Here is a 12112-nt window from a genome sequence, read left to right as displayed (position 1 = left end):
CACTCAGGGCCGCTCCTTTTCCCCGTCATTGGCGTCCGAAAGCGGCCCGGCCTGCTCCCGCGCCTGCGCCTTGCGCCGCCGCAGATTGGCCCTGAGTTGCGCGGCCAGCCGCGCGGCGCGTTCGTCCTGATCGCTCATCGCAAATCTCGCTACCGCCACCGAACGCGCTTGACAACGCCGCCGGTCTCGGCTCTTAGGCCCGCTCCCGCGGACGACGTGGGAAGTGCTGCCGTAGCTCAGTGGTAGAGCGCATCCTTGGTAAGGCTGAGGTCGTGAGTTCAATCCTCACCGGCAGCACCATTTTCTCCTGATATGCCCGTCAGTCGGCGATCCCCAGCCCGATCGCCGCAATCTGCCCTGAAAACCGCGCGTTATGTAGCTGTCGCAACCGCTCGACCTGCGCCAGCGACGCGGTCAGCACCGTCGCGGGGGCGAGTTCGTCGGCACGGTGCATCGCCACGACGTCCGCATCCGCCAATTCGGCCAGCGCGGCTTCGGCGATCCCGTACAGCCCGTCCAGCATCTGCTCGTGCCCGTCGGCCATCGTCAGCGTCACCGACAGCGGCCGCAGCACCCCGCGCCGCGCATAGCCCTCCGCCAGCGCGCGCCCGGCGGTGACGTCGGCCAGCGCCGCCTCCAGCGCCCGCCGCCAATGTTCGGCGCGTCCGTACTCGAACAACGCCTCTCCCGCCGCGCCCAGCGACGCATCCGCCTCGTCCACCGCCAGCCCGTCCGCGCCTTCCGGGTCGAGCCGCAGCGCGGTCAGCCCGGCGGCCTGCGGCTGGCTCGTGGCATGATAGCCCGCCGGCGAGACGAAGAGGTTTACCGGCTCCACCAATCCGACCAGCGCGACCAGTTCAAAGCGCCCGGTCTGGCCGTCCTTCGCCAGCAGCAGCGGCATGTCCGCCGCCGCCAGCGCGATCTCGCTCCGCCCGACCGGGACCAGCCGCCGCGCCGCCGCCCCGCGTGCCCGATCGAGCCGCAGCGCGCCGTGCCGCGCCGGATCGAGCGCCCGCAACCGCGTCATACCGCCTGCATCCCGTGCGCGCGCACAGCGCGCAACAGGTCGCGATGCTTCGGCAGCCGCTGCATCGCATCGGCGCGCATCCGCTCGTTGCGCGCCAGCCAGCGCTGCGCCAGCGCGGTCTCCGGGGCGGCGGCGGGGCGCGCGTAGGTGGTCGGATAGTTCATGCCGTTCAGCACATATTGATAGCTTGGCCAGCCGAACACCTCGCGCGCATGGTCGAAATCGACCGCGGCGGGCGGATGGTCGCGCCATAGCGCCAGCCGCTCCGCCAGCCCGTCCGGCCAGGTCCCGGGATCGGCATGGTCGCGCCAGAACGCGGTGTCGGTGCGCCGCGTGATCGCATAATGCAGCTTCAGGAACTCGATGATCCGCGCCCAGTGATGCGTGAAGGCGGCATTGAACTGCCGCGCGGCGGTGTCGATCGCGCTGCGCGTGCGCGGCAGGCGATCGGCGATCGCATCCATCGAAGCCTCGATCAGCATCAGCGCCGACGCCTCAAGCGGCTCGACGAACCCCGCCGACAGCCCCACTGCGACGCAATTGTTCTGCCAGAACCGCTCGCGATGGCCCGCGTCGATGCGCAACGTGCGCGCGGAAAGCTTCTCCGCCGCCGGACCGATATAGCGGCGCAGCGTCGCCTCGGCATCGTCGTCGCTCTGGTGGGCGCTGCTGTAGACATGACCGATCCCGCGCCGCGTCCACAGCCCGATGTCCCAGATCCACCCCGACTCCTGTGCGGTCGCGACGGTGTGGCACGTCACCGGATCGTCGGGATCGTCGTAAGGCACCTGCATCGCGATCGCGCGATCGGCGAACATGACGTCCGCCCACGACCGGAACGGCACGTCGTATACCCCACCGATCAGCAGCGCCGCAAAGCCCGAGCAATCGACGAACAGATCGCCGTCGATCGTGCGTCCGTCTGCCAGCACCACCCCGGCCACGTCGCCGTTGTCCGCCATGTCGGCGCGCACGATATCGCCCACGACATGCTCGACCCCCAACGTCTGCGTGGCATGTTCCTGGAGCAGCGCGGCGAACTTGCCGGCGTCGAGGTGATAGGCGTAATTCGCCTGCCCGGCATATTCGGGCATCGTGATCGCCTTGGGCGCAAGTCCCGCGTCGCAGAGCGACGCCTGGAAATCGACCCATTCGGCGAAGTCGACGCCCCCGGGGGTTTGCTGCCAATACGGCGCCAGGTCGACGTCGGTCGCCCCCGCAGGGGGATTGAGCGGGTGGTAATAGCCGTCGCCCGGCGTCCCATCCGCCCAACCGACGAAGCGCGCGCCCTGCTTGAACGCCGCGTCGCAGCCGCGCACGAATTGCGTCTCGGAGATGCCGATCTTGGCGAGCGTGTTGCGCATCGTCGGCCAGGTGCCCTCGCCGACCCCGACCGTCGGCACCGTCGCGGATTCGACCAGCGTCACTGCCACGTCGCTGCCACCGCGTCGCGCCGCTGCGGCAAGCCGGCAGGCCGAGATCCACCCCGCAGAGCCACCCCCGACCACGACGACCTGTCGCACCGGACGGTCGCGGCCTTCGGCAGTGTTGCTCATTTCCCTCTCCCCGCGGCTAAACCCGCAAACGTTTGACGGCCATATTGCCGGTGTCTGATTATATTACTAGAATCAACGACGAACCCGCAGATCCAAGGCGGGCATATGGGAGGATAAGGATGACGTCTCGGTACCGGCATGCCCGTGGCTTTCGCCATATCACGGCGGGTATGGGCTGCGCCATCGGCGCATTGATCGTCGCCACCCCGGCCCTCGCGCAGGAAAGCACCCCGCCGCAGGCCACTGGCGTCGCCGTCCCGGGCGAAACCGCCGCCGACGACATTGTGGTCACCGGCATCCGCGCCAGCATCGCCAGCTCCGCCGCGCAGAAGCGCGACTCCTCGGGCATTCTCGACGCGATCTCGTCCGAGGATCTCGGCAAATTCCCCGACGCCAACGTCGCCGAATCGCTGCAACGCATCCCTGGCGTCGCGATCGACCGCAACAACGGCGAAGGTCAGTCGGTGACCGTCCGTGGCCTCGGGCCGCAGTTCAACACCGTCTTGTTCAACGGCCGCAGCTTCGCCTCGGACAATTTCAACCGCTCCTTCTCGTTCGACCTGATTCCGGCCGAACTCATCAGCGGCGCGCAGGTCTACAAGAGCGCGCAGGCGCCATTGCAGAGCGGCGGGATCGGTGCGACGATCAACATCCAGACGCCGCGGCCGCTCGATCTGAAGGGCTTCAAGGGCATCTTCACCGGCAAGGCGCTGTACGAGAAGAACAGCGAGAAGTTCACCCCACAGCTGTTCGGGCTGTTGAGCAATACGTTCGCTGACGGCCGGCTCGGCCTGCTCGGCTCGATCTCGTACCAGAAGCGTATCGCGTCGGTCGATTCGGTCAGTAACGGCGGCTACCTCCGCAACACGCTGGTCGGTCCAGAGGGTGCCCGGCTGTTCCCCGAAGGCGTCTACGCGCCGCGCAATCAGGACGTCGGCAATGCGCGCGACGTGCGCACCCGTCTGGGTGCCACCTTAGTCGCGCAATACGAGGCTACCGACACGCTGACCTTCACGGTCGACGGCCTGTACAACAAGTTCAAGAGCGATTCGACGACGCGCGCGCTGGGCAGCTGGTTCGAGCCCACGAGCTATACTGCGGCGACGATCGACGAAAACCGCACGATCACCTCGCTGACCACCAACGGCAATGCCGACTTCATTTCGTCGGGGGCGATCCGTGAGACGACGACGTGGGAAGCGGGCGGTAACGTCGAATGGCGACCGACCGACCAGTTCAAGATGACGCTCGACGCCACCTGGTCGCGCGCGAAGAACGCCGGCGGCGGGAAGTCCTATTTCGCGGTGATCGGCTCGCCGTCGCAATATACGTTCACCCAGGCCGAGGACGGCGGGATCGGTTCCACCTCGGGTTACTCCTCGGGCGTGCTGACCAACCCGGCATTGGGCCGTACGCACATCGCCGGCGTCAACGGCAACGACATCACCGAAAAGGTAACCGAATATCGTTGGAACAACGAATTCAAGCCGGTGGACGGCGTCCTCAAGGCGTTCCGCTTCGGTCTGGCGCGCACCACGCGTGACAAGAACAACGTTCCGATCACGTCGGCGGATGACGTTGGCTGCATCTATTGCGGTTATCCCACGCTGGCCGACCCGTCGCTGCTGTCGTCGTTCACGATGAATTCGCTCGGCGCGAAGAGCGGGTCGGTGCCGCTGACCTTCCTGACCTTCGATCCGCGCGCCTATCTGAACTTCCTGACCAGCGCGGCCGCCACCTCGGCGCTCGACACCGCGCAGAAGCTCGCGCCCGGCACCACCGCGGCACGCTATGCGCGCGCCAACGGCTATGCGGCGACCCCGCAGCCGTCGGCACGGGTCAAGGAAACGGTCTACGCCAGCTATGCCGACATCGATCTCGAATCGAACATCGGCAGCATGCCGTTGTTCGTCAACGTCGGCGCGCGCTACGAATATACCGAACTCAGCTCGTTCGGGCAGCAGCGGCAGCTGGTGGATCTGACCCCTACCGGTGGCCGGCCGCCGACCGATCCGACGATCTATGTCGGGGTGTTCGACAGCACGTCCGGTCTGCCGGTGTCGCGCCAGTCGTCGTACAGCAACTTCCTGCCCAACGCGAACGTCCGCCTGAACCTGACGCCGAAGCTGCAGGCGCGCGTCGCGGCGTATCAGACGCTGACCCGCCCTGCGATCGGCGATCTGGCGCCGACCTTCAACACCGAGACGCTGCGTCCGGCGACGCTGAGCGCCAGCGGCGGCAATACCGAGCTGAAGCCGTACCGTGCCAATAACGCCGATCTGTCGGTCGAATGGTATCCCACCAGTACGACGACGCTGTCGGCCGCAGTCTTCTACAAGAAGATCAGCGACTTCATCGTTCAGAGCTTCGAGGAGGAGTTGATACCGATCTTGAATGCCGGCAACGCGCAGGGCGTAACTTTGCCGGCTGGCGGGTTGATTGTTCAGCAGGGCGGGCAGTTCTTCGGAAGGTTCAGCGTGCGGCGTCCGCGCAACGCGCAATCGCTGGAGATCAAGGGTCTCGAGCTGAACCTGGTGCACACGTTCGACTGGTTGCCCGGCGTCCTGAGCGGTCTCGGCGTGCAGGCCAATGCGACCTTCGTCAGCACCAACCGCGATTTCGACGTGAACCAGATCGATCAGTCGTTCGCGGCGGAGGGGATCGGCAATTCGCAGAACGGCACCGTGTTCTACGAAAAGTACGGCATCTCGGCGCGGATCGCCTACAATCGTCGCGAGCGCTTCCTGCGCCAGCTGGCGGGCGGGTCGGGCAACGAGCCGATCTTCGTGCGCGACTATGGCCAGTTCGACGGCAGCGTCGCGGTCAACGTCACCCCGGCGGTGCAGGTGTTCGTCGAAGGCACCAACCTGTTCAACGCCAAGTATTTCACCACCGGCCGCTTCGACAATCAACTGCTGACGTACCAGAACTTCGGCCCCCGCTACGACGCGGGCGTCCGCTTCTCGTTCTGATCTCCGGCGGGTGGCGGCCCATGCCGCCACCCGCTGTCTTTTTCGGCGCGGCGGCGCTGCGTTCTTCGCTTTGTTGCAACCGTGAAACGCGCGCGATACGTCGGCAAGCGATGGCCGCGTCATGCTCCAGTCCTGCCTCGATGCCGGTGACCTGATGGACCGCGCCGCGCGATTGCTGATCGTCGACGACGATCCCGACATCCGCGAGCTGACCGCCGATTTCCTCGTCCGCCACGGCTATACCGTCGACGTCGCACAGGACGGTGCGGAGATGCGCCGCGCGATGGCGACGCACGATTACGCGCTGGTCGTCCTGGACGTCATGATGCCCGGCGAGGACGGGCTGACGCTGCTCCGCGGGCTCGACCGTTCGGGGCCGCCCGCCGTCATCATCATGTCTGTGATCGGCGAGGAGGTCGACCGAATCGTCGGGCTGGAGATGGGCGCCGATGATTATATCGCCAAGCCCGCCAACCCGCGCGAATTGCTCGCGCGCATCCGCTCGGTGCTCCGCCGGGCGGCGGCCGCCACATCCGACGCCACCGTCCGCCAGTCGGCGATGGTGCGCCCGTGGCAGCATTTCCAGGGCTGGCGGCTCGACCCGATCGGGCGGCAGTTGCTCGATCCCGACGAGGTGGTCATCAACCTGTCGGACGGCGAGTTCCGGCTGCTGATGACCTTCGTCGACCATCCGCGCCGCGTGCTGACGCGCGATTTCCTGCTCGACCACGCGCGCGGCCCCACCGCCGAGCATTTCGATCGCGCGATCGACGTGCAGGTCAGCCGGCTGCGCCGCAAGCTGGCGCGCAGCGACGGGCGCGGTGGCGACGAGCTGATCCGCACCGTCCGCAACGAAGGCTATATGTTCGCGGCCGATGTCGCGCAGCGCTGACCGCAGCCGGCCGCTCGCGCGGCCGATCTTCGTGCTGGTGGTGGTGTCGGTGCTGGTCACCGCGGTCATCTCGTTCACGGTCACCTTCTCGGGCCCGCCGCCGTTCGAACCGCCGCGCAGCCTGACCGGGATCGCGCGCGCGCTGAGGGGCGAGCGACCGCCGTTCGGCTTCGGCGGGATGCCGCCGGGCGCGGGTGATCGTGGCATGCCGCGGGGCGCCTTCCGCCACGGCCCCGTCCCGCTCCGCCGTCAGCGGCTCGCCACGCCGCCCGGCCCCCGCCCGGACGAACGCCCCAACCCCGAGGCCGCGGCCCGGCTCGCCGCCACCTTGCGCACACCCGTCGCGGAGGTGCGCGCCTTCACCCAACCCGGCCGTAGCGAGGGCGAGGCGTTCTCCGGCGACTGGACGTTCGGCTGGCGGCAGGACGGCGGCTGGTGGGTGGTCCGCAGCCAGCAACCGCCGTGGCTGACCCGCTGGCACGTCCGCACGCTCCTGGCGCTGCTCGCGGCGATCCTGCTGCTGTCGATCCCCGGCTGGTGGCTGGCGCGCGCGATCACCCGTCCGCTGCGCCAGCTTGCCGGCGCCGCCGATCGCGCCGGCACCGGCGCGCCGCTGCCCGAGCTGCCCGGCGGCTCGCGCGAAATCCGCGATCTGGCGCGCGCGGTCTCGACGATGCATGCCCGGCTGGCGAGCCATGCCGAGGCGCGCACCGCGATGCTCGCCGGGATCGCGCACGATCTCGGCACCCCACTCGCCCGCCTCGCCTTCCGCGTCGAGGCGCTGCCCGAGGCGGCACGCGCCAAGGCGGCCGCCGACATCGAGGAAATGCGCGCGATGATCGGCGCGACCCTCGTCTTCGCGCGCGATGATGCCGCCGCGACGATGATGGCGCGGCTTGATCTCGCCAGCCTGATCGACAGCCTCGTCTACGACCTGAAGGATATAGGCGCGCCGGTCGAATCCGTCGGCGGCCCGCGCGCAATCGTGCGCGGCGACAGCAGCGCGCTGCGCCGGCTGTTCGCCAATCTGGTCGAGAATGCGATGCGCTACGGTGAGCGTGCGACGGTCGGCTGGACGGTCGACGACGGGCGCGTGACGATCACGATCGACGATGTCGGGCCGGGGATCGATCCGACGCTGGCCGAGCGCTTGTTCCAGCCATTCGTGCGCGGCGATCCGTCGCGCAACCGCATGACCGGCGGCACCGGGCTCGGCCTCGCGATCGTCCGCACGATCGCCACCGCGCACGGCGGGGCGGTCACGCTCGGCAACGGCGAAACGGGCGCACAGGCGCGCGTGGTGTTGCCGCTGTCGGCGTAACTCCCCGGTAAAACCGCGACGTCCGCCAAAACCCTGCCGCTTTGCAACACCCTGCAACAAGGTTGCGACGCCCCGACATATCGACGTGAGCAAACGCCGCCACACGGCTCTGCAGCAAAGCGGGAGCCACTCGACCATGACCGATCACGACCATTCGCACGGCCACAGCCTGGCCGAAGACCTGCAGCGGATCGACGCGCTGATGGCGCGCCGCCGTGCGCTCAAATGGTTCGCGGGGGCGGGCACGGTCGCGTTCCTCACCGGCTGCGGCGGCAGCGATGCCACCGGCACCGACACCACGACGTCGACCACCGCGACGCCGACGCCCACGCCGACCCCGACACCCACCCCCACGCCAACCAGCACCACCGCGACCGGCACCTGCATCGCCGATCCGCAGGAAACCGGCGGCCCCTATCCCGCCGACGGCACCAACACCGCGTCGGGTTCCACCAGCAACGTGCTGACCAGCACCGGCATCGTCCGCTCGGACATCCGCGCCAGCTTCCTGACGACCACCACCGTCGCGACCGGGATCGCAATGACCTTCACGATCACCGTCGTGAACGTGAATGCCACCTGCGCGCCGCTCGCCGGCTATGCGGTGTATCTGTGGCATTGCGACCGCAGCGGCAATTACTCGCTCTACAGCGCGCCGGGCGAAAGCTATCTGCGCGGCGTTCAGGTCACCGATGCCAACGGGCAGGTCACCTTCACCACGATCTTCCCCGGTTGCTACGACGGGCGCTGGCCGCACATGCATTTCGAGGTATTCTCGACGCTCTCGACGGCGCTGGGCGGCCGCTACGCGATCCTGACCAGCCAGTTCGCGATGCCGGCCGGCAGCTGCACCACCGCTTACGCGGACACGACGACCTACCCGTCGAGCCAGTCGAACTTCGCGCGGGTGGCCTTGTCGAGCGACAACGTCTTCGGCGACAACACCACCGCGCAACTCGCGCAGATGACGCCGACGATCACCGGCAGCCCGTCGACCGGCTTCACCGCGACCGTGGTGATCGGCGTTGCGCGGTAATGTTGTGACAAGCCCCTCCCCCTGCGGGGGAGGGGTTGGGGTGGGGCCTGTCCGCGGGTGCAAGGCTTGGTAAGACACAGCCCCACCACCGACGTGAAGGGGCACGTCGGCGTCAAACCTTGACTGCCTCCAACTTCAACGACGCCAGCAACGCCGTAAAATGCGCCTGCGCCTCCGGGGTCGGTCCCGGATACGGCCCCTCGGTCGGCTGGTCGCCGATATACCCCATGTCGGCCTTGCCCTCGGGCAGGCTGTAGAAGCCGAGCACGAACAGGTTGCGCACCCGGTCCATGAACGCCACCGGCTGCGCCATCGCCGCGCTTGGCGTCTCGACCGTCAGCGCGTCGAGCAACGTCGTGCGCTGCGCCGCCGTCCCCGCGGTGAACGCACCGCCATGCAGCACCCGGCTCTGTGCATCGAGCCACGTCAGCCCGGCCAGGATCTTCGCGCGATCCTCCTGCTGCTGGGCGTAGGGGGCGCTGACCCATTCGTCGATGAACGCGCCCACCCCAAGCGTTCCCGCCCCCGGCGAAGCGCCATCGGTGGGCAGGATCATGTCGCCCAGCATATCGATCGTCGCGCGCTGCGGCTTGGTCAGCGTCAGCGGCCACGGCACCTTGGGCGCGGTCAGGTCGGGATCGCGGCCATAGCCTTTGGCCACCGGCATCGGCGCGATGCTCGCCGGCCAGGCGACCACCTTGAACGGCGGCGCCGCGCCGGTCGCCTGTGGCACGGCGGCAGCGGCGATGCCACGATTGGCGAGCGACAGCGCGGTCGCGGTGGCGAACCATTGCAGCGTCGTGCGTCGGGTGAACGTCATGCCAGCGCTCCTGACGACAGACGCGTGGCGAGCCGCTCCGACGCGCGCAGCGCCAGCGCGAGGATCGTCAGCGTCGGGTTCTTGTGCGGCCCGGAGGCGAAGGTCGCACCATCCATCAGCACGACATTGTCGACGTCCCAGGTCTGGCCGTAGCTGTCGACCACCGAGGATGTCGGATCGGCCCCCATCCGCGCGGTGCCGAGTTCGTGGATGATCTCGCCGCCCGCGGTCATGATCTGCTCAGGCGGCAGGTCGGGGTCGAGGATCGTGCCGTTCAGCCGCTTGAACACCGAATGCGCGGCGCGGCGGCCATGCGCGACCTGATTGACCTCGTGTCTGGACCAGCGGAACGCGAAGCGCAGCACCGGAATGCCGAACCTGTCCTTCACACTCGGATCGATCTCGCAGAACGTGTCCTTGTTGGGGATCATCTCGCCGCGCAACGTCAGGTTGATCGTCGCGCCCGATGCGTTGCGCACCGCCTCTTTCAGCTCCTTGCCCCAGACGCGCGGCAGCGCCGCCTCGGCGGGGATGCCGAACCGCCCGCCGATCTCGAAATGATAGCCGCGCGCGAAATCCAGCTCGCCGCGCTTCTGCTGCTCGTACAGCCAGAACGGGATGTAGATATGCTGCCCGCCGATCCCGTCCTCGTTGTAGCGCGGGCGCCCGGCGAGGCCGGGGATGAAGGCGCGGAACGACGCGCCGGTCGAGTCGGTCAGGTTGCGCCCCAACTGGCCCGACGAATTGGCGAGCCCGCGGCCCGCTTCACCCGAGTTGAGCAACAGCCGCGTCGTCTCGCCGGTGCCCGCCGCCAGCACCACCGCGCGCGCCGTTACCTGATGCCGCTGCCCGGTCTTGCGGTCGACATATTCGACCCCCCCGGCCCGGCCCCGCGCGCCCATCACCACGCGCGACACCATCGCATCGGTGACGACGCGCAACTTGCCGGTCGCCTTGGCCATCGGCAGCAGCGAGGTGGTGGTCTGGAACATCGCGCCGATCGTGCAGCCGCGCGTGCACGGCGTGGCGTTGAAGCACGCGCTGCGCGGCGCAACCTTATCTGGCATGTCGCGCGTCAGCACCGCGGTATGCGCCGCGCGCACCGGGATGCCCAGGCTCTCGGCCGCAGCGGTGATAAGCATTTCCGGCACGCGCGGCTTCGGCGGCGGCATCAGGCAGCCGGCGGGTGAGTCAGGGTGGTTCTCCAGCCCGATCGGTCCGCCGTTGACCCCGATCATCCGCTCGACGCGGTCGTAGAAGGGCGCGACATCGTCATAGCCGATCGGCCAGTCGACCCCGAGCCCGTCGCGCGAGAAGGGCTTGAAGTCATAGGCGCCGAACCGGGGCACGTGCCGCCCCCAATGGTTGGTGCGCCCGCCCAGCATCCGCGGGCGCCACCAGCGAAAGTCGCTGCCCTCGGTCATCGTATAGGGCTCGCCCTCGACCTGCCATCCGCCGTCGACGGTCGCATCGAAATAGCCGAACGGCTTGTCGGCGGTGCCCGTCCCGCGCAGCGGCGCGTCGCTCTCGGGCGCGAACATGTTGACCTCGGCCTGCGGGTCGTAATCGCGCCCGGCCTCGAGGATCAGGCAGCGCACGCCCGCCTTGGTCAGCGTATAGGCCGCCATCCCGCCGGCCGCGCCGGAGCCGACGATGACAACATCGACGGGGCTTTCGGCACCGTTCGCCGCGGCTGCCGTCACCGTCCACCTCCCTTTGCCGACGCACCGATGCGCCGCAGCTTGATGTTGCGGAACGCCACCGGCTCGCCGTGGTCCTGCAACCCGATCACCCCGCTGTCGAAGGTACCGAAGTGCGGCATCTTCGCAAACTTCGAGGCCGCCACCCGCTGCCGCCATGCGTCGTCGCCATACGAGACGTCGGCGGTCGGCGTGCCGTTAAGCCATTGGCGGATCCGACCATTCTGGACGAGCAGCCGCGCATGGTTCCAGCTGCCCGCCGGCTTGGCGACGCCGGCCGGCGGCACCGTCATGTCGTACAGCGATCCGGCGCGGTGGGTCGGGATCTTGCCATCGGGATGTCCGGCATCGTCAAGCACCTGCATCTCCAATCCGGTCTGGTACAGCAGCGGCGCACCCTCGACGGCACGCGCCAGGTACAGCACGCCGCTATTGCCGCCCTTCTCCACCTTCCAGTCCAGCGTCAGCTCGAACGCGCCATAGGGATCGGTGGTGACGAGGTCGGTCCCGCTCATCTTCCCGTCCGCCTTGGTCAGCAGCAGCGTCCCGTCGCGCACCGTCCACGTCGAGGGCGCGGGACCACCACCGAAGGCGCCCCAGCCCGACAGGTCACGCCCGTTGAACAACAACTTCCAGCCCTGCGCGCGCTCCGCGGCGGTCAGGCTGTTGTCCTTCGCCAGCGCAGCGCAGGGCGCCGTCATCACCAGCGCCGCCGCGATGCCAAATGCCAAACGCATCTTCACTCTCCCACCATCCCCGCGCGCCCAAGGCCGCCTTTGCCCCAAGGG

Annotated in this window: 10 protein-coding genes and 1 tRNA gene; 5 read left to right on the top strand and 6 right to left on the bottom strand. The window is 68.4% G+C overall.

Annotation, left to right across the window (positions count from 1 at the left end; all coding sequences use genetic code 11):
- Positions 1-3: 3 nt before the first annotated feature.
- Positions 4-138, bottom strand: a complete 135-nt coding sequence (locus AADI75_RS00170) for a hypothetical protein (protein WP_341207042.1) — start codon at positions 136-138, stop codon at positions 4-6.
- An 87-nt stretch (positions 139-225) separates the two neighbouring features.
- Here AADI75_RS00170 and AADI75_RS00165 point away from each other — a divergent pair.
- Positions 226-300: transfer RNA gene (locus AADI75_RS00165), tRNA-Thr, on the top strand.
- Between the two features lie 19 nt (positions 301-319).
- On the opposite strand, the gene AADI75_RS00160 is transcribed toward AADI75_RS00165, so the two are convergent.
- On the bottom strand, positions 320-1027 hold the full coding sequence (locus AADI75_RS00160) for a SapC family protein (RefSeq protein WP_341207041.1): 708 nt from the start codon (positions 1025-1027) through the stop codon (positions 320-322).
- A complete protein-coding gene (locus AADI75_RS00155; protein WP_341207040.1) occupies positions 1024-2583 on the bottom strand; it encodes a tryptophan halogenase family protein in 1560 nt (519 codons plus the stop codon). The genes AADI75_RS00160 and AADI75_RS00155 overlap by 4 nt, the downstream gene beginning before the upstream one ends.
- A 170-nt stretch (positions 2584-2753) precedes the next feature.
- Here AADI75_RS00155 and AADI75_RS00150 point away from each other — a divergent pair, with 170 nt between their 5' ends.
- The 4 genes from AADI75_RS00150 to AADI75_RS00135 all read left to right on the top strand — a co-directional run bounded on the left by AADI75_RS00150 (position 2754) and on the right by AADI75_RS00135 (position 8804).
- Positions 2754-5555, top strand: coding sequence for a TonB-dependent receptor (locus AADI75_RS00150; RefSeq protein ID WP_341207039.1), 2802 nt, complete (start codon positions 2754-2756; stop codon positions 5553-5555).
- 121 nt (positions 5556-5676) lie between these two features.
- The gene (locus AADI75_RS00145; RefSeq protein ID WP_341207038.1) at positions 5677-6447 is read left to right on the top strand and encodes a response regulator transcription factor; all 771 of its coding nucleotides are present in this window, start codon (positions 5677-5679) and stop codon (positions 6445-6447) included.
- Positions 6431-7768, top strand: a complete 1338-nt coding sequence (locus AADI75_RS00140; RefSeq protein WP_341207037.1) for an ATP-binding protein — start codon at positions 6431-6433, stop codon at positions 7766-7768. The genes AADI75_RS00145 and AADI75_RS00140 overlap by 17 nt, the downstream gene beginning before the upstream one ends.
- Before the next feature lie 136 nt (positions 7769-7904).
- The gene (locus tag AADI75_RS00135) at positions 7905-8804 is read left to right on the top strand and encodes an intradiol ring-cleavage dioxygenase (RefSeq protein ID WP_341207036.1); all 900 of its coding nucleotides are present in this window, start codon (positions 7905-7907) and stop codon (positions 8802-8804) included.
- A gap of 112 nt (positions 8805-8916) precedes the next feature.
- Here the strand turns inward: AADI75_RS00135 and AADI75_RS00130 are convergent, their stop codons facing one another.
- The 3 genes from AADI75_RS00130 to AADI75_RS00120 are packed head-to-tail and all read right to left on the bottom strand — an operon-like array spanning position 8917 to position 12061.
- Complete coding sequence (locus AADI75_RS00130; RefSeq protein WP_341207035.1) at positions 8917-9624, bottom strand: gluconate 2-dehydrogenase subunit 3 family protein; 708 nt, start codon at positions 9622-9624, stop codon at positions 8917-8919.
- Positions 9621-11327, bottom strand: coding sequence for a GMC family oxidoreductase (locus AADI75_RS00125; RefSeq protein ID WP_341207034.1), 1707 nt, complete (start codon positions 11325-11327; stop codon positions 9621-9623). Before AADI75_RS00125 ends, AADI75_RS00130 begins: the two co-directional genes overlap by 4 nt.
- Entirely contained in the window at positions 11324-12061 is a 738-nt protein-coding gene (locus AADI75_RS00120; RefSeq protein WP_341207033.1) for a DUF1080 domain-containing protein, read from the bottom strand. The genes AADI75_RS00125 and AADI75_RS00120 overlap by 4 nt, the downstream gene beginning before the upstream one ends.
- Between the last annotated feature and the right edge of the window lie 51 nt (positions 12062-12112).

The sequence above is a fragment of the uncultured Sphingomonas sp. genome, from assembly GCF_964021865.1.
Classification (GTDB): Bacteria; Pseudomonadota; Alphaproteobacteria; order Sphingomonadales; family Sphingomonadaceae; genus Sphingomonas.
Note: the sequence above shows the minus strand (reverse complement) of the source record. Positions and strands in the feature narration are given on the sequence as shown.

Bases quoted from the DNA above. Each gene is read 5' to 3' on its own strand.
- AADI75_RS00170 (WP_341207042.1), bottom strand. From the start codon at position 138: ATGAGCGATCAGGACGAACGCGCCGCGCGGCTGGCCGCGCAACTCAGG.
- AADI75_RS00120 (WP_341207033.1), bottom strand. From the start codon at position 12,061: ATGCGTTTGGCATTTGGCATCGCGGCGGCGCTGGTGATGACGGCGCCC.
- AADI75_RS00140 (WP_341207037.1), top strand. From the start codon at position 6,431: ATGTCGCGCAGCGCTGACCGCAGCCGGCCGCTCGCGCGGCCGATCTTC.
- AADI75_RS00150 (WP_341207039.1), top strand. From the start codon at position 2,754: ATGGGCTGCGCCATCGGCGCATTGATCGTCGCCACCCCGGCCCTCGCG.
- AADI75_RS00130 (WP_341207035.1), bottom strand. From the start codon at position 9,624: ATGACGTTCACCCGACGCACGACGCTGCAATGGTTCGCCACCGCGACC.
- AADI75_RS00160 (WP_341207041.1), bottom strand. From the start codon at position 1,027: ATGACGCGGTTGCGGGCGCTCGATCCGGCGCGGCACGGCGCGCTGCGG.
- AADI75_RS00135 (WP_341207036.1), top strand. From the start codon at position 7,905: ATGACCGATCACGACCATTCGCACGGCCACAGCCTGGCCGAAGACCTG.
- AADI75_RS00155 (WP_341207040.1), bottom strand. From the start codon at position 2,583: ATGAGCAACACTGCCGAAGGCCGCGACCGTCCGGTGCGACAGGTCGTC.
- AADI75_RS00145 (WP_341207038.1), top strand. From the start codon at position 5,677: ATGCTCCAGTCCTGCCTCGATGCCGGTGACCTGATGGACCGCGCCGCG.